Annotated in this window: 18 protein-coding genes and 1 rRNA gene; 8 read left to right on the top strand and 11 right to left on the bottom strand. The window is 65.4% G+C overall.

The genetic code is table 11. From position 1 onward, the window contains the following. Positions 1-39: 39 nt before the first annotated feature. Complete coding sequence (locus ACK4ZD_RS12240; RefSeq protein WP_409662403.1) at positions 40-807, top strand: IclR family transcriptional regulator; 768 nt, start codon at positions 40-42, stop codon at positions 805-807. A gap of 63 nt (positions 808-870) precedes the next feature. Here the strand turns inward: ACK4ZD_RS12240 and pbpG are convergent, their stop codons facing one another. The 7 genes from pbpG to ACK4ZD_RS12205 all read right to left on the bottom strand — a co-directional run bounded on the left by pbpG (position 871) and on the right by ACK4ZD_RS12205 (position 8,863). Continuing rightward, positions 871-1,983 (bottom strand): D-alanyl-D-alanine endopeptidase, encoded by a 1,113-nt coding sequence (gene pbpG, locus ACK4ZD_RS12235; RefSeq protein ID WP_409662401.1) that lies wholly within the window; start codon positions 1,981-1,983, stop codon positions 871-873. A 128-nt stretch (positions 1,984-2,111) separates the two neighbouring features. Continuing rightward, entirely contained in the window at positions 2,112-3,653 is a 1,542-nt protein-coding gene (locus ACK4ZD_RS12230; RefSeq protein WP_409662398.1) for a 2-isopropylmalate synthase, read from the bottom strand. Positions 3,654-3,829: 176 nt separating this feature from the next. Then, positions 3,830-4,654, bottom strand: a complete 825-nt coding sequence (gene pssA, locus ACK4ZD_RS12225; protein ID WP_409662395.1) for a CDP-diacylglycerol--serine O-phosphatidyltransferase — start codon at positions 4,652-4,654, stop codon at positions 3,830-3,832. Next, a complete protein-coding gene (locus tag ACK4ZD_RS12220) occupies positions 4,654-5,295 on the bottom strand; it encodes a phosphatidylserine decarboxylase (protein WP_409662393.1) in 642 nt (213 codons plus the stop codon). Before ACK4ZD_RS12220 ends, pssA begins: the two co-directional genes overlap by 1 nt. An 80-nt stretch (positions 5,296-5,375) precedes the next feature. After that, the gene (gene ilvC / locus ACK4ZD_RS12215) at positions 5,376-6,392 is read right to left on the bottom strand and encodes a ketol-acid reductoisomerase (protein ID WP_409662390.1); all 1,017 of its coding nucleotides are present in this window, start codon (positions 6,390-6,392) and stop codon (positions 5,376-5,378) included. A 38-nt stretch (positions 6,393-6,430) separates the two neighbouring features. Then, positions 6,431-6,922 (bottom strand): acetolactate synthase small subunit, encoded by a 492-nt coding sequence (gene ilvN / locus ACK4ZD_RS12210; RefSeq protein ID WP_409662387.1) that lies wholly within the window; start codon positions 6,920-6,922, stop codon positions 6,431-6,433. A 156-nt stretch (positions 6,923-7,078) separates the two neighbouring features. After that, positions 7,079-8,863 (bottom strand): acetolactate synthase 3 catalytic subunit, encoded by a 1,785-nt coding sequence (locus ACK4ZD_RS12205; RefSeq protein WP_409662384.1) that lies wholly within the window; start codon positions 8,861-8,863, stop codon positions 7,079-7,081. 232 nt (positions 8,864-9,095) lie between these two features. On the opposite strand from ACK4ZD_RS12205, the gene ACK4ZD_RS12200 reads away from it, so the two are divergent. Genes ACK4ZD_RS12200 through ACK4ZD_RS12175 form a run of 6 tightly spaced genes read left to right on the top strand, consistent with a single transcriptional unit; the run spans position 9,096 to position 12,444 of the window. Then, the gene (locus ACK4ZD_RS12200) at positions 9,096-9,662 is read left to right on the top strand and encodes an RNA polymerase sigma factor (RefSeq protein WP_409662381.1); all 567 of its coding nucleotides are present in this window, start codon (positions 9,096-9,098) and stop codon (positions 9,660-9,662) included. After that, positions 9,659-10,099, top strand: a complete 441-nt coding sequence (locus ACK4ZD_RS12195) for a DUF3619 family protein (protein ID WP_409662379.1) — start codon at positions 9,659-9,661, stop codon at positions 10,097-10,099. Before ACK4ZD_RS12200 ends, ACK4ZD_RS12195 begins: the two co-directional genes overlap by 4 nt. Then, positions 10,096-10,872 carry a DUF3106 domain-containing protein gene (locus ACK4ZD_RS12190; protein ID WP_409662376.1) on the top strand — a complete coding sequence of 259 codons (777 nt, stop codon included), beginning with the start codon at positions 10,096-10,098 and terminating at the stop codon, positions 10,870-10,872. Before ACK4ZD_RS12195 ends, ACK4ZD_RS12190 begins: the two co-directional genes overlap by 4 nt. Before the next feature lie 50 nt (positions 10,873-10,922). Next, positions 10,923-11,417: an RDD family protein gene (locus ACK4ZD_RS12185; RefSeq protein WP_409662373.1), complete on the top strand. Its 495-nt coding sequence runs from the start codon at positions 10,923-10,925 to the stop codon at positions 11,415-11,417. Positions 11,418-11,454: 37 nt separating this feature from the next. Further along, positions 11,455-11,841: a diacylglycerol kinase gene (locus tag ACK4ZD_RS12180; protein WP_409662370.1), complete on the top strand. Its 387-nt coding sequence runs from the start codon at positions 11,455-11,457 to the stop codon at positions 11,839-11,841. Positions 11,842-11,853: 12 nt separating this feature from the next. Further along, a complete protein-coding gene (locus ACK4ZD_RS12175) occupies positions 11,854-12,444 on the top strand; it encodes a TIGR00730 family Rossman fold protein (RefSeq protein WP_409662367.1) in 591 nt (196 codons plus the stop codon). Positions 12,445-12,518: 74 nt separating this feature from the next. Here the strand turns inward: ACK4ZD_RS12175 and glnK are convergent, their stop codons facing one another. Beyond that, positions 12,519-12,857 carry a P-II family nitrogen regulator gene (gene glnK, locus ACK4ZD_RS12170; RefSeq protein ID WP_409662364.1) on the bottom strand — a complete coding sequence of 113 codons (339 nt, stop codon included), beginning with the start codon at positions 12,855-12,857 and terminating at the stop codon, positions 12,519-12,521. 36 nt (positions 12,858-12,893) lie between these two features. Then, on the bottom strand, positions 12,894-14,591 hold the full coding sequence (locus ACK4ZD_RS12165) for an NAD+ synthase (protein ID WP_409662361.1): 1,698 nt from the start codon (positions 14,589-14,591) through the stop codon (positions 12,894-12,896). Here ACK4ZD_RS12165 and ACK4ZD_RS12160 point away from each other — a divergent pair, their 5' ends adjacent. After that, positions 14,592-15,791, top strand: a complete 1,200-nt coding sequence (locus ACK4ZD_RS12160) for a GNAT family N-acetyltransferase (RefSeq protein ID WP_409662358.1) — start codon at positions 14,592-14,594, stop codon at positions 15,789-15,791. Here ACK4ZD_RS12160 and ACK4ZD_RS12155 read toward each other — a convergent pair. Both ACK4ZD_RS12155 and rrf read right to left on the bottom strand, forming a co-directional pair. Beyond that, positions 15,781-18,408 carry a M16 family metallopeptidase gene (locus ACK4ZD_RS12155; protein WP_409662355.1) on the bottom strand — a complete coding sequence of 876 codons (2,628 nt, stop codon included), beginning with the start codon at positions 18,406-18,408 and terminating at the stop codon, positions 15,781-15,783. The two genes, ACK4ZD_RS12160 and ACK4ZD_RS12155, sit on opposite strands and share 11 nt — an antisense overlap. 277 nt (positions 18,409-18,685) lie before the next feature. Further along, positions 18,686-18,782 (bottom strand): 5S ribosomal RNA (gene rrf, locus ACK4ZD_RS12150); the annotation flags it as partial.

Genomic DNA, 18,782 nt, shown 5'->3' with positions numbered 1-18,782 from the left:
GCCATGCAAAAAGATGGTGCTTCAGGTGACAATCACGGCATGAGAAAGTCCGACGGCCACACCCCCACCATCCAGGTTCTGGAGCGCATGTTCGCCTTGCTGGACGTGCTGGCGGCCCACCAGGATCCCGTCTCGCTGAAGGAGATCAGTGCCCAGACCGGGCTGCACCCGTCCACCGCTCACCGCATCCTGAACGACCTGGCGGCTGGACGCTTCGTCGATCGGCCCGAGGCTGGCAGCTACCGTTTGGGCATGCGCCTGCTGGAACTGGGCAATCTCGTGAAGGCCCGCCTGGATGTGCGTGACGCCGCACTCGGGCCGATGCGTGAACTGCACAAACTCACACACCAGCCCGTCAATCTCTCCGTCCGACAAGGCGATGAAATCGTCTACATCGAACGCACCTACAGCGAGCGTTCGGGCATGCAGGTGGTGCGTGCCGTCGGGGGCCGGGCTCCCCTGCACCTGACATCCGTCGGCAAGCTCTTCCTGGCCCAGGACGACGCCCAGCGCGTGCGCGCCTATGCCACCCGCACCGGGCTGGCGGGCCACACCCGCAACAGCATCACCGACCTGGGCACACTGGAACGAGAACTGGCCAGAGTGCGCCAGTTCGGCTACGCGCGGGACAACGAGGAACTCGAGCTGGGGGTGCGCTGCATGGCCGCCGGCATCCGGGACGATCAGGGCAAGCTGGTCGCCGGCCTGTCGATCTCCGCTCCGGCCGATCGTCTCGAAGACAGCTGGCTTGAACGTCTGCAGTCCACAGCCGCCCAGATCTCGGCGGCCTTGGGCTATCGCGGCTGAAGCCGGTCCCGGGGGGGGCGGCGGGCTGGGCCCAGAAGCAGCAGCTAGCCCCCCCGGGGACGATCAGGACGTCACGCGCGGGCTGGTGTCTTCGGCACCGAACTGCTCCAGCAGCCAGCGACGCACCCGTTCGGCGTCGCCCAACCGGGAGAAACGCCCCGCCGAATCGAGAAAGACCATGATGAGCTTGCGTCCGGCCAGCTCGGCCTGCATGACCAGGCAACGACCAGCCTCCGAGATGTAACCGGTCTTTTGCAGGCCGATCTCCCAGCTCGGATTGAAAACCAGGCCATTGGTGTTGCGGTACTGCAGTTGCCGCTTGCCCACCACCACCTGGTACTCGGGCGAGGTCGACAACTCCCGGATCAAGGGCACGTCATAGGTGGCCTTCACCAGGACGGCCAGGTCACGGGCGCTGGACTGGTTGCGGCTGGACAAGCCCGTCGGTTCGACGAAGCGGGTGTCATGCATACCGAGTTCCTGGGCCTTGCGGTTCATCGCTGCAACGAAGGGGCCCAGGCCACCCGGATAGTGGCGCCCCAGGGCATTGGCCGCTCGGTTCTCTGAGGACATCAGCGCCAGATGCAGCATCTCTTCGCGACTCAGTCGGGTTCCCACGGCCAGTCTGGAACGGCTGCCCTTCTCGGTGTCGATGTCCTCGCGCGTGATGGTGAGCATCTCGTCCAGCGGCTGCCCGGCTTCGATCACCACCAAGGCCGTCATCAGCTTGGTGAGCGACGCGATCGGCAGCACGGCCTGGGAATTCTTGCTGAACAGCACTTCCTCCGTGTCCTGATCGAGCACCAGGGCCACACTGGACTTCAGGTCCAAGGGATCGTCCACGGCGTGCAGACCGAACGCCTGCCCATAGGAGACCCGCGAGGCCGCAGGGGCTGCCGAGATTCGCTGCACCACGCGACGCTTGGCGGCCGCCGAGGACCGGCCGGCCGACACCGCCGGGCGCGCACGCACCACGGCACGGCTACTGCGCTGGGCCGATCGGACCACCGGCTTCTTACGCGGCGACTCCGCTACGGAGCGCTTGCTGGCTGATGCGGTCGGGCGCTTGCCGCCGTCCGAAGCCGCCAGCAGCGGTCCGGACGCGCACAGGCCCACCACCAGGGCCACCCCGGCCACCAGCCCTCGCCACACCCTTGCCCAAGCCGCTCGTGTCACTGCCCGACTCCCGCAGTCATTGACGGCGAGTGTAGGCGATCAGAAAAAGGTGCGCAAGATCAAAAACTTACGCACTATTTCTCAAGTTCCACTGAAAACACGATGCCCGACGACAGCCCACCCGGGGGTCAACCCTGAGCCGCCACCCGCTCGCTCTTGCTGTGCAGCTTGTTCAGCGCGGCGAGATAGGCCTTGGCCGACGCCACCACGATGTCCGGATCGGCCCCCACACCGTTGACCACCCGCCCGCCGTGCTGCAGCCGGATCGTCACCTCCCCCTGCGATTCCGTGCTGCCCGAGGTGATCGCGTTGACCGAATACAGCAGCATCTCGGCACCGCTCTGCACATGGGCCTCGATGGCTTTCAGGCTGGCATCCACCGGGCCGTTGCCGTCGCTTTCGCCATGGAACTCCCGGTCTCCGGCGGCGAAGACCACCTTGGCATGGGGGCGCTCGCCCGTCTCCGAGTGCTGGGACAGGGCCAACAGGCGGTAATGTTCCTGCTCGCTGGTCACGCTTTCGTCGCCCACCAGCGCGATGATGTCCTCGTCGAAGATCTCGCTCTTGCGATCGGCCAGCTCCTTGAACTTGGCAAACGCCGCATTGATCTCCGCCTCGGATTCCAGCTCGATGCCCAGTTCCTGGAGCCGCTGCTTGAAGGCATTGCGACCCGAGAGCTTGCCCAGCACGATCTTGTTGGCGGTCCAGCCCACGTCCTCCGCGCGCATGATCTCGTAGGTGTCGCGGGCCTTGAGCACACCGTCTTGGTGGATGCCCGAGGCATGCGCGAAGGCATTGGCCCCCACCACGGCCTTGTTGGGCTGCACAACGAAGCCCGTGGTCTGCGACACCAGCCGCGAAGCCGGCACGATCTGCGTGGTATCGATCCCCACATCCAGACCGAAGTAGTCGCGGCGCGTGCGCACGGCCATCACGACTTCCTCGAGCGAGCAGTTGCCGGCGCGCTCGCCCAGGCCGTTGATGGTGCACTCCACCTGACGTGCCCCGCCGATCTGCACGCCGGCCAGCGAATTGGCCACCGCCATGCCCAGGTCGTTGTGGCAATGGACCGACCAAACGGCCTTGTCGGAGTTCGGGATGCGCTCGCGCAGCGTCTTGATGAAATGGCCGTAGAGCTCAGGAATGGCGTAGCCCACGGTGTCGGGAATGTTGATGGTGGTGGCCCCCTCATCGATCACGGCTTCCAGCACACGGCACAGGAAGTCGATCTCCGAGCGGTAGCCGTCCTCCGGAGAAAACTCCACGTCACCGCACAGATTGCGCGCGAAGCGCACGGCCAGCCGTGCCTGCTCGTACACCTGCTGCGGCGTCATACGCAGCTTCTTTTCCATGTGCAGCGGGCTGGTGGCGATGAACGTATGGATGCGTGCCGAGGCGGCGCCCTTCAGAGCTTCCGCCGCGCGACTGATGTCACGGTCGTTGGCGCGCGCCAGCGAGCACACGGTGGAGCCCTTGATGTGGTCGGCGATCGTCTTGACCGCCTCGAAGTCGCCATTGGACGACGCAGCGAATCCGGCTTCGATCACATCCACGCGCAAGCGCTCGAGCTGGCGTGCGATGCGCAGCTTCTCGTCCTTGGTCATCGAGGCGCCAGGGGACTGCTCGCCGTCGCGCAGCGTGGTGTCGAAGATGATGAGCTTGTCGGCCATGGTGGGCTCCGTGGGGATGCAATGCAGTGAAAACGAAACGGCCCGCGGGCTGAGAGCGCTGGCGGGCCGTACGTGCTGGAAACCGTTGACGAAAACGAATCAGCGTGCCCGCGGCACTCCTAGGGATAGCGACAGGATCGTCAGGACAGAAACCATGGGAAGCAATATAGCACCGTTCAGCGGTGCAGTCCCTGTTCATCGGGCTCGTCGGTGGACACGGCGATCACACTCACAGGTTTGCCCTTGGCCTTGCGGTGAGCGTAGACGCCATAGCCCGAAAAGCCATAAACCACGAACAGCGCGAACAGCACGACCGGCGGATGATAGGCAATCAGCGCAAATCCCAGGGCGATGGCGACCACCACCACGAAGGGCACACTGTGCCGAAAGCTCACGTCCTTGAAGCTGTAGAAGGGCACGTTCGTCACCATCGTCAACCCCGCGTACAGCGTGAGGGCGAACGCCCCCCAGGTCAGCCAGTCGATGCGCGAGGCTCCGCGGTAACCGAGGTCATCCATCACCCAAATGAACCCCACCACGAGCGCCGCCGCCGCCGGGCTGGGCAGCCCTTGGAAGAAGCGCTTGTCGACCACCGAGATGTTCGTGTTGAAGCGTGCCAAACGCAGCGCCGCACCGGAGCAGTAGACGAATGCTGCGATCCAACCCAGCTTGCCCAAGCCCTTGAGCGCCCATTCGTACATGATGAGGGCCGGGGCAGCGCCGAAGGACACCATGTCCGACAGGCTATCCATCTGCTCGCCGAACGTGCTCTGGGTGTGGGTCATGCGCGCCACGCGCCCGTCCAGGCTGTCCAGCACCATCGCGCAGAAGATGCCGACGGCCGCCAGGTCGAAGCGCTCATTCATCGCCATCACGATGGCGTAGAAGCCCCCGAACAGCGCCGCCAGCGTGAACAGGTTGGGCAAGATGTAGATGCCCTTGCGACGTGGACGCGCAGCGTCCTCGTGCGGAGCCTCGACGGTTTCCGGGGTCTCGTTCATCACTGCGGGAGCACGGCCAGAATGGTGGAAGTGGCCGCCACCTTGTCGCCCGGCGCCACGCGCGGCGTGGCATCGACCGGAAGGTACACGTCCACACGGGAGCCGAAGCGGATGAAGCCGTAGCGCTGCCCCTTCTCGACCACGTCGCCGGGCTTCACATAGCACAGGATGCGTCGAGCGATCAGTCCGGCCACCTGCACCAGCGTGACGGTGTGCGGGCCCGATTCGATCACCACCGCGTTGCGCTCGTTTTCCGTCGAGGCCTTGTCCAGGTCGGCATTGATGAACAAGCCCGGGAAATACTGCACCTTCACAATCCGGCCATCGACGCTGATGCGGTTGGAATGCACGTTGAAGACGTTCATGAACACACTGATCAGCAGCGCATCACGGTCGGCATACGGATCGCGAACCTTCTCGACCTTGACGATGCGGCCATCAGCCGGCGACAGCACCGCCGCCGCCTCGGCCGGGATCGCCCGAGGCGGGTCGCGAAAGAATTGCACCACGAAGGCCAGCGCCAGCCAGCACAGGAAAGCCAGGAAGTCCGGCAAGAAGAAGGAGGCGAAGACCGCCACGAAAAAGGCGATGGCGATGAAGGGCCAACCTTCCTTCGCGAGAAAGGGATGGGGGTAGTTCATGGGCGCGAGGATACAACAGGCAGACGAGAAAAAAAGCCGCGAGGAAACCCCTCGCGGCTCGATCTCGCGGGCGACGCCCATCAGTTCTTGGACTGGTCGACCAGGCGGTTCTTCTTGATCCAGGGCATCATGGCCCGCAACTGCTCGCCCACCACCTCGATCGGGTGCTGCGCCGTCAGGCGGCGGCGTGACAGCAGCGTCGGAGCACCCGCCTTGTTCTCCAGGATGAAGCTCTTGGCGTACTCGCCGGTTTGGATGTCCTTCAGGCACTGGCGCATGGCCTGCTTGGTCTGCTCCGTGATCACGCGCGGGCCGGTGACATACTCGCCGTACTCGGCATTGTTCGAGATCGAGTAGTTCATGTTCGCAATGCCCCCCTCGTAGATCAGGTCCACGATGAGCTTGAGTTCGTGAAGACATTCGAAGTAGGCCATCTCGGGTGCGTAGCCGGCCTCCACCAGGGTCTCGAAGCCGGCCTTGATCAGCTCGACGGTGCCGCCGCACAGCACGGCCTGTTCACCGAACAAGTCGGTCTCGGTTTCCTCACGGAAACTGGTCTCGATGATGCCGGCCTTACCACCACCGTTGGCCGCCGCGTAGCTCAGTGCCAGATCACGGGCCTTGCCGCTCTTGTCGGCATGCACGGCAATGAGATGAGGCACGCCACCGCCCTGCGTGTAGGTGGAGCGCACTGTATGCCCCGGTGCCTTGGGCGCGACCATCCACACGTCCAGATCCTCGCGGGGGATCACCTGTCCGTAGTGCACGTTGAAACCGTGCGCGAAAGCCAACGAAGCCCCCTGCTTGAGGTGAGGTTCGACGTCGTTCTTGTACACGCTGGCGATCTGCTCATCGGGCAGCAGGATCATCACCACATCGGCCGTCTTCACCGCCTCGGCAATCTCGGCCACCTTCAAGCCGGCCTTCTCGGCCTTGGCCCAGGAAGCACCGCCGCGGCGCAAGCCGACGGTCACTTTCACGCCGCTGTCATTGAGGTTCTGAGCATGGGCATGGCCTTGCGAGCCGTAGCCGACGATGGTGACGTTCTTGCCCTTGATCAGGCTCAGGTCGGCGTCCTTGTCGTAGTAGACCTTCATGGTGTTCTCCAGGTTGTCCGGTTGGAAGGGGTCGGGGTTCAGACGCGCAGGATCCGCTCGCCGCGGCCGATGCCGCTGGTGCCGGTGCGCACGGTCTCGAGAATGGCGGTGCGTTCGATAGCCTCGATGAAGGCATCGAGCTTGCTCGCGTCGCCGGTCAATTCAATGGTGTAGGTCTTTTCGGTGACATCGATGATGCGGCCGCGGAAGATGTCGGCCATGCGTTTCATCTCCTCGCGCTCCTTGCCCACGGCGCGCACCTTGATCAGCATGAGTTCGCGCTCGGTGTAACTGCCTTCGGTCAGATCGACCACTTTGACCACCTCGATCAGACGGTTCAGATGCTTGGTGATCTGCTCGATCACGTCGTCGGAGCCGGTGGTGACGATGGTCATGCGCGACAGTGATGGGTCTTCCGTCGGCGCCACGGTGAGGCTTTCGATGTTGTAACCGCGGGCCGAGAACAGGCCCACCACACGGGAGAGGGCACCTGCCTCGTTCTCCAGCAGCACTGCAATGATGTGTTTCATGGTTCGTTGTTCGCGCTCTTCAGGCCGACGGCGGTAACCGGCGGCCCTTGGCCACGTCCTTCGAGAGGGTGTTTGTCGTTCCGAAATCGTTCGCCGCGTCCGGCCGGCGCCTGACGTCACGCGGCAACGTGACGCCCTTGTCGGCCTTCCCGCAGGTCACAGGTCTTCGGAGCCCAGCAGCATCTCCGTGATGCCCTTGCCCGCCTGAACCATGGGCCAGACGTTCTCGGTGGGGTCGGTGCGCACGTCCAGGAAGACCGTTCGGTCCTTCAGGCGCATCATCTCGCGCAGCGCCGGCTCCACCTCCGAGGGTTTCTCGATCTTCAGGCCCACGTGGCCATAGGCCTCGGCGAGCTTGACGAAGTCGGGCAGTGCGTCCATGTAGCTGTGCGAGTAGCGGCCGCCGTAGTCGAGCTGCTGCCACTGGCGCACCATGCCCAGGTAGCGGTTGTTCAAGGAAATGATCTTGACCGGCGTCTGGTACTGCTGGCAGGTGGAGAGCTCCTGGATGCACATCTGGATCGAGCCCTCACCGGTGATGCAGAACACGTCGGCGTCTGGCTTGGCCAGCTTGATGCCCATGGCATAGGGCAGGCCCACGCCCATCGTCCCCAGGCCGCCGGAGTTGATCCAGCGCCGCGGCTCGTCGAAGCGGTAGAACTGGGCCGCCCACATCTGGTGCTGACCCACGTCGGAGGTGATGTAGGTCTCGCGATCGCGCGTCATCTCCCACAGCGTCTCCACCACGAACTGGGGTTTGATGACCTCGTCGGAGTGCTTGTACTTCAGGCACTCGCGCTTGCGCCACTCGTTGATCTGTGCCCACCAGGCCGACAGGGCCTGGGCGTCGGGACGGGTCTGGGCTTCGCGGATCTGGGCGATCAACTCCTGCAGGACATCCTTCACGTCGCCCACGATGGGAATGTCGACTTTCACGCGCTTCGAGATGGACGAAGGATCGATGTCGACGTGGATGATCTTGCGTTCCACCGACGCGAAATGCTTCGGGTTACCGATCACGCGGTCATCGAAGCGCGCACCGACGGCCAGCAGCACGTCGCAGTTTTGCATGGTCATGTTGGCTTCGTAGGTGCCATGCATGCCCAGCATGCCCAGGAAGCGCGGGTCGGTGGCCGGAAAGGCCCCCAGGCCCATCAGCGTATTGGTGCAGGGATAACCCAGCAGGTCGACCAGCTCGCGCAGTTCAGCCGAGGCATTGCCCAGGATCACGCCACCGCCTGTGTAGATGTAAGGCCGCTTGGCCTGCATCAGCAGTTGCACGGCTTTGCGGATCTGCCCGCCGTGACCTTTGCGCACCGGGTTGTACGAGCGCATCTCTACGCTGTCGGGGTAGTGAAACTCGGCCGTCTTGAGAGACACGTCCTTGGGCACATCCACCACCACCGGGCCGGGGCGACCAGTACGCGCGATATGGAAAGCCTTCTTCATCGTCACGGCCAGATCCTTGACGTCCTTGACGAGGAAGTTGTGCTTGACGATCGGGCGCGTGATACCCACGGTATCGCATTCCTGGAAGGCGTCCAGACCGATGGCCGGCGTGGGCACCTGCCCCGTGATGATCACCATCGGAATGGAATCCATGTAGGCCGTGGCGATGCCGGTGATGGCATTGGTGACACCCGGCCCCGAGGTGACCAGCGCGACCCCCACCTCACCGGTGGCGCGGGCATAACCATCGGCTGCGTGCACGGCCGCTTGCTCATGACGCACCAGCACGTGCTGGATGGTCTCCTGCTTGTACAGCGCGTCGTAGATGTAAAGGACGGCGCCTCCGGGGTAGCCCCAGATGTACTTCACCCCTTCGGCCTGGAGACAGCGCACCAGGATGTCGGAGCCGTTGAGTTCTTGACGGGAGGATTGCGGGGATGGCGCGCCATCGGAGGCGGCAGCGCGCTTGTGTTCCGCGGCAGACATGTCCATATGTCGAACCTTTCTGAATTTCTCTGACGAAAAACGATCGGTGCCCCTTTCCACGCCCTCGTGAGGCGGGTGTGGAGCCTGCGCGGTCATGAACGAGGCGCCCGGGTCGGGCGTCCGAGTCGAGACCCAATGTTGTGCAGGGCAGCATTATGACACTGCCGCCGCGCACCGGCGCAGGGCGATGCCATAATTTCCGATTCATTCCCGAGCGCGCCTGAAACGGCACCGTCCCTTGGCGACCGAACAAGAACTCAGCGACTTCCTCAAGGGCGTCGACAAGCGCGCCTTCAAGCGCGTCGTCTACGCCGTGCGTGACACCGATGCCGCGCTGGACATCGTGCAAGACGCCATGATCCGCTTGGCCGAGAAGTACGCCCACCGACCAGCGGCCGAACTCCCCCTGCTCTTCCAGCGCATCCTGTCCAACGCCACCACCGATTGGTTCCGACGGCAAAAAGTGCGCACGGCGGTCATGCAGTCCTTTTCCGACCTGGAAGAGCACGATGGCGGTGATGCGGTCGATCTGCTCGACACGCTCGAGGCGCTGCAGGCTACGCAGGGCACGGAAAGCGCGGCCGACGCGCTGTCGCGCAGCCAAGTCCTCCAAGCCATCGACGCCGAGGTGCAAAAGCTGCCTGCGCGTCAACGGGAGGCTTTTTTGATGCGTTACTGGGAAGAATTCGATGTCTCGGAAACAGCGTCGGTGATGGGCTGCTCCGAAGGCAGCGTCAAGACTCATTGCTCGCGCGCGGTGCATGCCCTGGCCCGCGCCCTCAAGGCCAAGGGGATCGTGCCATGAACCCAAACACCCTCCATCCGGCCGAGATCGAGGCCCTGGAAGCCCGCTTGGGCCTGCGCATCGCGGCCCGACTGTCCGAGGTCGAAGTGCCGGCCGACGTCAGCGAGCGCCTGCGGTTCGCGCGCACGCAGGCGCTGGCGCGCTGCCGCGCCGTCACAGCCGCAACCCTCCTGCCCTTGGGCGCCAGCAGCACCGCCATCCTGGGCCACGGCGGTAAGACCACCCGCGGCAGCCTGTCTTGGTGGGCGGCAGCCCTGGGCAGTCTGGTTCCGCTGCTGGCCCTGCTGGCTGGGCTGGCCATGATCGAAGATTGGCATGCGGAGCGGCAGATCCGCCTGGCCGCCGAGATCGATGCGACCCTGCTGACCGACGACCTGCCCCCGGCGGCCTACGCGGATCCGGGTTTTCTGGAATTCCTGAAAACCCCCCGGGAATGATGCGACGGCTGGCCTCTTCCCTGGCAGGTCTGCTGACCGCCGTGCTGTGCGCCGTGGGAGGTGGGTGGGTGGCTGGCCTGCCCCTGCCGGCGTTGGCGCAGGCTGCCGCCTCTGACGGCCCGCGCTGGAGCCGCCTGAGTCCAGCCCAGCAAGAGGCTCTGGCGCCCTTGCGCAGCGAATGGAACCGCCTGGATGGTGCCCGCAAACGCAAGTGGCTCGAGATCGCCGAACGCTTTCCCCGTATGAACGCGGATGAGCGGCGCCGCGTCCACCAGCGCATGCTCGAATGGGTGCGACTGTCGCCTCAGCAGCGCACCTTGGCACGCATCAATTTCCAGTCCATCCATGAATTGCCGGCCGCCGAACGGCTGAATCGCTGGGAAACCTACCAAGCGCTGCCTCCCGAAGAACGCCGGGCCCTGGCCGCGCAGGCGCGCACCGCCGGGCCCGCTGCGCCCACGATCCCCCCTTCCGACCGCAGGAACCTTGGACGCGAGCGGCCCGGCCTGGTGCCCCCTCCGGCGGCCAGCCGGGTGGCGCCGCAGCCCGTGGCTCCCACCACAGCCCAGGTCCGCCCGGGGGCCACGACCATCCCGATCACCCAACAGCCGATGCCGCCGTGGCATCAGCAGGCCGGACTGCCGAAGATCGCCACCTCCCCGAGCTTCGTCCATCCGAAGACCCTGCTGCCCCTGGCAGGCCCCCAGGGCGCCGCCGTCGTCGTGCCGCCGAGCCGCAGCGCAGCCCCCTCCACCCGTCCGACCGCCCCTTGAGCACGAACCTCTCCGCCCCGCCCCGGACCTGCGCCTTTCCTTCCTCCCCCGTGCCAACGCTGCGCCGTCGCCTGGCCTGCCTGGTCTACGAAGCCGTGCTGCTGTTCGGCGTCGTGATGATCGCCGGGCTCGTCTACGGCGTGGCGACGGGGCAGCGCCATGCCCTCGACGGCCGCCTCGGCCTGGGCCTGTTCGTGGTGGCCGTGCTGGCACTGTACTTCGTCTGGTGCTGGACACGCAGTGGTCAAACCCTGCCGATGCAGACTTGGCGCATCCGCCTGGAAGGCCCCGGCGGCCGGCCCCCAGGCCTGGCCCGGGCCCTGGGCCGCTTCGTCTGCGCCTGGGTCTGGGTACTTCCCGGTCTGGGCCTGGCCCATCTCCTGGGCTGGACCGGCAGCGGCTGGACCGTCTTCGTAGCCCTGACAGGCTGGGTGCTCACCTACGCGCTGTTGAGCCGGCTGCGTGCCGACCGCCAGTTCTGGCACGACGCGCTGTGCGGCACCCGGTTGGTGCTCGTACCCGCCTCTGGCCGCGCCGCCTCCTGACACCGGCTGGCCACAGGGCAGCGGCACAATGAGATCCATGACGAACCCTCACAAGGGCCGAACCGGCCTCGTTCGCATCGCGCACGCGCTGCGCCACTCCCTCGACGGCCTGCGCACGGCCTATCTGGGCGAAAGCGCCTTTCGTCAGGAGTTCTGGCTCGCCGCCGTGTTGGTGCCTGCAGCGTTCTGGCTGGGCCGCGACTGGGTCGAGATCGCCCTGCTGGCCGGTTCGGCGGTGCTGGTGCTCATCGTCGAGCTGCTCAACTCCGGGATCGAGGCCGCCATCGATCGGGTCTCCTACGAGGTCCACGAGCTGTCCAAACGTGCGAAAGATGTCGCCAGCGCAGCCGTGCTGCTGTCGCTGCTGCTATGCGCCGCCATCTGGGCCGGCGCCCTCCACGCCCGACTTGCCGACCTCCTCTGACACCTCATCTCCATGAGCCTGCCCACCTTCTCGCTGTGCGTGTACTGTGGCTCTCGCCCCGGCATGGATCCCGCGTTCGCCGACGCCGCCCGCACGCTGGGTCGTCACTTGGCCCGCGCCGGTGGGCTCCTCATCTATGGCGGCGGACGGGTCGGCCTGATGGGCGTCGTGGCCGATGCCGTGCTGGCCGAAGGCGGCCGCGTGATCGGCGTCATCCCCCAGACCTTGATGGACCGAGAAGTCGGCCATCGTGGCCTGACCGAACTGCACGTGGTGCAGACCATGCACGAGCGCAAGCGTCTGATGGCCGAGCAGGCCGATGCATTCCTGGCCCTGCCGGGGGGCATCGGCACCTTCGAGGAGCTCTTCGAAGTGTGGACCTGGCGGCAACTGGGCTACCACGACAAGCCCATCGGCCTGCTCAACGTGGGCGGCTACTACGACAAGCTGGCGGCCTTCCTGGCCCACACGGTGGAGCAAGGCTTCCTGAGTGCTGCACAGTTGGGCGTCCTCGAAGTGGGGATGGATCCCGTCGAACTGCTGCAGCGCCTCATGCACCAGGCCCGCCTCGCCACCGCTTCGGACGACTATCGGCGCATCTGAAAGCCAAGGGCCCGTGGTGGTCAGGCCCGTTGAGGCCGCGCAGCGGACTGTGCGTGGCCTGGCTCCGGGAGCCCTCAGATGGCGGCGTCGTCCGTCTCACCCGTGCGAATGCGAACCACCTGCTCCACCGGCGTCACGAAGATCTTCCCGTCGCCAATCTTGCCGGTTTTGGCTGCCTTCACGATGGCCTCAATGCAGCGGTCGACATCGTCGTCCTTGATCACCACCTCGATCTTCACCTTCGGTAGAAAGTCCACCACGTACTCGGCGCCGCGGTACAGCTCGGTATGCCCCTTCTGCCGCCCGAAGCCCTTGACTTCGGTGACTGTGAGGCCCGTCACGCCTACATCGGCCAGGGCCTCACGCACCTCCTCGAGCTTGAAGGGTTTGATGATGGCAGTGATCTGCTTCATGGATGCTCCGTGGTTCCTGGATTCGATGCGAGTAGTTTACGCGCGGAACTTTGAGGTGATCGGATAGCGCCAGTCCCTTCCGAAGGCACGGTGGGTGATGCGGATGCCCACCGGCGCCTGCCGGCGCTTGTACTCGTTGATCTTCAGCAGTCGCGTGACCCGCTCGACATCCTCTCGCGCATAGCCTGCTGCCACGATCTCTTCGATACTTTGGTCGTCCTCCATGTAGCGCTGCATGATCGCATCCAGCACCTCATAGGGCGGCAGGCTGTCCTGGTCGGTCTGGTCGGGCCGCAGCTCGGCCGATGGCGGCCGCGTGATGATGCGCTCGGGAATCACCGGCCCGACGCTGCCGTCGGCTCGTCGCGTGGGCTGCTCATTCTTCCAGCGTGCCAGTTGATAGACCAGGGTCTTGGCCACATCCTTGATCACCGCGAAGCCGCCGGCCATGTCACCGTAGAGCGTGCAGTAGCCGGTGGCCATCTCGCTCTTGTTGCCCGTGGTCAGCACGATGCTGCCGTGCTTGTTCGACAAGGCCATCAGCAGCGTACCGCGCACGCGGGCCTGGATGTTCTCCTCGGTCGCATCCTCGGCCAACCCTGCAAACTCGGTGGCCAGCGCGGCTTTGAAAGCCTCGAACATCGGCGTGATCGAGAACTCGTCGTAGCGCACCCCCAGGCGCTGCGCCATGTCGCGTGCATCGAGCCACGACATCTCCGCCGTGTAGGGTGAGGGCATCATCACCGCGCGCACCTTGTCGGCTCCGAGTGCATCGACGGCCACAGCCAGCACCAGTGCCGAATCGATGCCGCCGCTCAGGCCGATGAGGGCGCCGGGAAAACCGTTCTTTCCAACGTAGTCGCGCACGCCCGTCACCAGCGCGGCCCAGGCCTGAGCTTCCAGCGACGGCAGGGGATGAATCTCGCCGCGAATGCCCGAGGGTGCGACGTCCAGCACCAACAGATGCTCCTGGAACATCGGGGCGCGGGCCTTCACCGTGCCATCGGCATCGATCGCGAAGGAGGCTCCATCGAACACGACCTCGTCCTGCCCGCCCACCTGGTGAGCATAAACGAGCGGCAGGCCGCAGGCGCGCGCGCGCTCGGCCATGCGCTGCTCGCGCTCGTGGATCTTGCCCAAATGATAGGGCGACGCGTTGAGCACCAGCAGCACCTGGGCCCCGGCCTGTCGTGCGCTGTGCGCGGGCTCGGCGAACCAGGCGTCCTCGCAGATGTTCAGGCCAAATCTCACCCCCTGCACCTCGAACACCACCGGCCCCAGCCCCAGCTCACGCCCCGAGACGAAGTAGCGCCTCTCGTCGAAGACCTGGTAGTTGGGCAACTCGCGCTTGGCGTAGGTGGCCTGCACCTTTCCCCCCGCCAGCACCGAGGCCGCATTCACGCGCTGCGGCACCATCACGGACTTGGTCCTAAGATCCCCCGAGCCGGACCCAGCCCACGGATGCCCGACGACCACATGCAAGCCCTCCAGATCGGCCAGACGCAACGCGCACTGCTGCAAGGCCTCCTCGCAGGCGCGCAAGAAGGCCGGCCGCAACAGCAGATCCTCCGGCGGATAGCCGCACAGCGACAGCTCCGGCGTCACCAGCAGGCGCACCCCCTGTGCGTATGCCTGGCGGGCGAGGGCCTCGATGCGGGCCACATTCCCGTCGAGATCGCCCACCCACGGATTGAACTGCGCGACCGCAACCTTCACGACGGCGTGTGTTGACATATGCAGGAAGAATTCAGTCCATCCGATTATGTCATCCGGGTCGTCGAAGACCCTTCGGAGATCGACGGCCCGGCCTGGGATGCGCTCGTCGACGGCCTGCCAGGCGGCACGCCCTTCCTGCGCCACGCCTACCTGGCCGCCATGCACCGCTCCGGCAGCGCCACGGCGCGCACCGGCTGGCTGCCCCAGTTCCTCACCCTGTGGCGCCACGGCGAGTTGCACGGGGCCTGCCCGGTCTACCTGAAGTCACATTCCTACGGAGAGTACGTCTTCGACTGGGCCTGGGCCGAGGCACATGAACGCCACGGGCTGCCCTACTACCCCAAGCTCACCGCAGCCGTGCCCTTCACGCCGGTGCCCGGCCCGCGCCTGCTGGCACGCGACACCGGCACGCGCCGCACCCTGCTGCGAGTCCTGCGCCTGAAGGCCGAGCAACTCGGCCTGTCGTCGGTCCATGTGCTCTTCCTATCACAGGACGATCTCGACGCAGCCCGCTCCGAGGGCTGGCTGCTGCGCGGCAGCGTGCAGTTCCATTGGCACAACCGACAGCCCCAGCCCTACGAGAGCTTTGACGACTTCTTGGCCGATCTGCACCGCGACAAACGCAAGAAGATCCTGCAGGAGCGGCGCCGTGTCGCCGATGCCGGCGTGGCGTTCGAGGTACGGACCGGTCGCGAGATCTCCCAGGCCGACTGGGACTTCTTTTTTCGCTGCTACGTCGCCACTTACCACGCCCACCGCTCCACGCCCTATCTGACGAGGCTCTTCTTCTCCGAGGTGGCTGCGACGTTGCCCGAGCACTGGCTGATGTTCATCGCACGACGCGACGGGTGCCCCATCGCTGCCTCGCTGCTTGCCCTCGATCAGTCACAGGGCTTGGCCTACGGCCGCTACTGGGGCAGCCTGGAGCCTGTGACCTGCCTGCACTTCGAGGCCTGCTACTACCAGCCGCTGGCTTGGTGCATCGCGCAAGGCTACCGCCGATTCGAGGGTGGGGCTCAGGGCGAACACAAGATGGCCCGCGGGTTGCGGCCCGTGACCACCCATTCGGCCCATTGGCTGAGCCAGCCTGCCTTTGCGGACGCGGTCGCCCGCTTCCTCGACCGGGAGGCGCTGGGGCTGGCCTCCTATGTGGACGAATTGCGCGAGCGCGACCCTTTCCGTGCGGTCCGCTGCGAGGAACGCCGCCTCATTCCCTGAAGTCGCCGGCAGCAGCCCAGACGAAGCGCTCCGGCTTCAGGTACTTGCGCAGCGCCGCGTTCACCTCCTGCAGGCTCAGCTGCGCGATGCGCTCGTCCACGGCCTGGGAGACGGCGAAACGCCGACCCAGCCGCAGGTTTTCCGCCAGGGCTGCGGCCAGGTGACCATCCTGAGCGCGCGACAGTTGCCGCAACGCCAACAGCCCCTTGCGGGCCGCCTCCAGCTCCTCGGCCGTGAAACCCTCGGTGAGCACGCGCTTGAGCTCCTCGTCGATCGCCCGTCGCACACGGCCGAGATTGTCCGGCGCAAAGATCACCGACAGCGACCAGACCGAATGCGGCTCCCAGGCATTCCATTCCACATGAGTGTGGATCCCGTAGGACAGGCCCTCGGTCTCACGGACCCGGGTCCACAAGCGCGAACTGCCCCCTTGGCCGAGCAGGTAGTTCGCCAGCATCAAGGCCGGATAGTCCGGGTCGCCGTCGCTCAAAGGCAGCGGCAAACTGGCCCGGAGGTAGGCATTGCGCTGGTCCGGCGTGCGAAGGCGTTCGAAGCCCGGCTCGACCGTCACCATCGGACGCGGCACCCGCTGGTAGCGTGCGGGGCTCTTCCACCCGCCCAAGTGCGAGCGCAGCGCCTGGATCGCAGCCTGCTCGTCAAAGTCCCCCACGGCCGAGAACTGTGCAAACGAAGCCCCGTAAAAGCGTCGGTGGAAAGCGCGAACCTGTTCGACTCCCACGGCGCGCACCCGCTCCATCTGGGCCGCCAGCGCGGGCACATGCCGCACATCGTCCTCGGGGTAAGGATGGAGCCGCCGCAGCACCGCGTTGTCCGCCAGTTCCTCCGGAGAGCGCTGCGCTTCCTCCAGACTTGCGAGCCATTGCCGCTTCACCTCGTCGAGCGCCGCGGCCTCCAAGGCAGGCTCGCGCAGCATCTCGGCCACGACTCCCAGCAAGGCGGGCAGGTGCTCGCGCACCGTACGCAAAGCCACACTGACACCCCCATCAACCGATTGCACCGACACGTCCGCGCGCAGTCGGTCCAGTTCATCGGCCAGGGCCTGACGGGGCCGGCGCCTGGTCCCCTTGTCGAGCAACGCCGCCACCAGGGCAGCCACCTCAGCCTGCCCCCGCAGATCCTCCACCGTACCGAAACGCAGATCCAGACGCGCATGCACAAGATGGCCTCGCGTGGCCTTGGACAGCAAGGCCGCTTGCAATCCTTCAGTGACGCTCACCACCCGGGTGCGAGCGTCAATGTTCGCGGGCGAGGCCTCGAAGGTGGGCACCGCGGCCAGGCGTGGATCCCCTTGGTAGTCCTGGAGCATCCCCACCAGGTCCACGCGCCGAGGGTCGGGGGCGCGTCGCAGCTCCTGCGTCGGCACATAGCGCGCCACCGTCCGGTTGTCACGCCGCAGGTACTGCTCGGCCGCCCGTTGCACCGCCTCCAGCTGCAGGTTGCGCACGCGGTCTCTGGTCAGGAAGAACAGGCGCCAGTCTCCCTGGGCGATCGATTCAGACAGCGCAACCCCTACCGTCTCTGCGTTGGCAAACGACAGCTCCCATTGTTTAAGCCAGCGCGCCTTGGCGCGTTCCAGTTCGGAGACCGTGATCGGACGGACGGCCAGCCCCTCGATCTCCTCCAGCAGCATGCGCTCGGCCTCGATCAGGCCTTTTTCGGACTGCAACTGCAAGCCAAACAGCGCATACCCGGGATCTGCCAGTCCCTGCGTGAATGCAAACGCGGCCGCCGCCCGTGACGTTTCCACCAGCGCGCGATGCAGCCGCCCCCCCGGGCTGTCGCCCAGGATGAGCGCCAGTACACGCATCGCCGCGTGATCCGGATGAGGGCCCGGTGGGACATGGTAGAGTGCGTAAACCAAGGGCACACCGCCTGGACGACGCAACACGACCTCACGCTCACCGTCTTGCACCGGATCGAGCGTCGGCGCCGCCGGCAGCGGACGCTCCGGTTTCGGGATCGGCCCGAAGGACTCTTGAATCCAGGTCAGAACCTGCGCCGCATCGAACAGGCCTGAGACGATCAAGGTCGCGTTATCGGGACGGTAGTGTGTTCGGTAGAAACGTCGCAAGGCCGCGATGTCGACGTTCTCGATGTCGCTTCTCGCACCGATCGTGCTCTTGCCATAGTTGTGCCAAAGGTACATCGTTGACAAGCCACGCTCGAGCAGTACCCGCCCGGCGTCGTTCTCGCCCATCTCCATCTCATTACGCACCACCGTCATCTCGGCTTCCAGCGCACTGCGCGCCAACGTCGCATTCACCATCGCGTCGGCCAGCCACCCGAGGTACCAACGCAGGTTGTCCTCGTTGCTGGCAAAACTGGCGAAGTAGTTGGTGCGGTCGTACCACGTCGAGCCGTTGGCCCTCAGGCCCCGGCGGCTGAACTCGGCCCAGGCCTCCGGGTAACGCTCGCTGCCCTTGAACAGCAGATGTTCGAGCAGATGGGCCATGCCCGTCTCGCCGTAGTTCTCGTGACGAGAGCCCACACGCACCGTCAGATTGACCGTCGTGGTGGGCTTACCCCCATCGGGCACCAATAGGATCTGCAGTCCATTGGCGAGCCGGTACTCGGCAATGCCTTCGATCTCTGTCACTCTATTTGCCGGCTGCGCGACGGCTATCGGCACCCAAGCTGTCAGGCACACCAAGACAGCCGCCAACCCAAAGCGCAGAACACCAAGCACAGTACTGGAGATCATGTCGGGATTTTGCAAGGCATACCGGGACTGTGAACCGCCCTGTGCCCAATGGTTCCTGAGGTTGGGCCGAGGGTTCTCCGATGCCCACACCTTCTGTTTTGCCGATGCAATGGGATCGCCGCAAAAACAAACCCCCACCGCCTTGGTTGGGGGTGGGGGTTGAGGGGATGTAGCCTGACGATGACCTACTTTCACACGGGAGACCGCACTATCATCGGCGCTGAGGCGTTTCACTGTCCTGTTCGGGATGGGAAGGAGTGGGACCACCT

The sequence above is a fragment of the Caldimonas sp. genome, from assembly GCF_046291045.1.
Classification (GTDB): domain Bacteria; phylum Pseudomonadota; class Gammaproteobacteria; order Burkholderiales; family Burkholderiaceae_C; genus Caldimonas.
This window is presented reverse-complemented; position numbering and strand designations above follow the sequence as displayed.

Coding starts and splice junctions, on each gene's coding strand:
- ACK4ZD_RS12240 (WP_409662403.1), top strand. CDS start 40: ATGAGAAAGTCCGACGGCCACACCCCCACCATCCAGGTTCTGGAGCGC.
- ACK4ZD_RS12230 (WP_409662398.1), bottom strand. CDS start 3,653: ATGGCCGACAAGCTCATCATCTTCGACACCACGCTGCGCGACGGCGAG.
- pssA (WP_409662395.1), bottom strand. CDS start 4,654: ATGAACGAGACCCCGGAAACCGTCGAGGCTCCGCACGAGGACGCTGCG.
- ACK4ZD_RS12220 (WP_409662393.1), bottom strand. CDS start 5,295: ATGAACTACCCCCATCCCTTTCTCGCGAAGGAAGGTTGGCCCTTCATC.
- ilvC (WP_409662390.1), bottom strand. CDS start 6,392: ATGAAGGTCTACTACGACAAGGACGCCGACCTGAGCCTGATCAAGGGC.
- ilvN (WP_409662387.1), bottom strand. CDS start 6,922: ATGAAACACATCATTGCAGTGCTGCTGGAGAACGAGGCAGGTGCCCTC.
- ACK4ZD_RS12205 (WP_409662384.1), bottom strand. CDS start 8,863: ATGGACATGTCTGCCGCGGAACACAAGCGCGCTGCCGCCTCCGATGGC.
- ACK4ZD_RS12195 (WP_409662379.1), top strand. CDS start 9,659: ATGAACCCAAACACCCTCCATCCGGCCGAGATCGAGGCCCTGGAAGCC.
- ACK4ZD_RS12190 (WP_409662376.1), top strand. CDS start 10,096: ATGATGCGACGGCTGGCCTCTTCCCTGGCAGGTCTGCTGACCGCCGTG.
- ACK4ZD_RS12180 (WP_409662370.1), top strand. CDS start 11,455: ATGACGAACCCTCACAAGGGCCGAACCGGCCTCGTTCGCATCGCGCAC.
- ACK4ZD_RS12175 (WP_409662367.1), top strand. CDS start 11,854: ATGAGCCTGCCCACCTTCTCGCTGTGCGTGTACTGTGGCTCTCGCCCC.
- glnK (WP_409662364.1), bottom strand. CDS start 12,857: ATGAAGCAGATCACTGCCATCATCAAACCCTTCAAGCTCGAGGAGGTG.
- ACK4ZD_RS12165 (WP_409662361.1), bottom strand. CDS start 14,591: ATGTCAACACACGCCGTCGTGAAGGTTGCGGTCGCGCAGTTCAATCCG.
- ACK4ZD_RS12160 (WP_409662358.1), top strand. CDS start 14,592: ATGCAGGAAGAATTCAGTCCATCCGATTATGTCATCCGGGTCGTCGAA.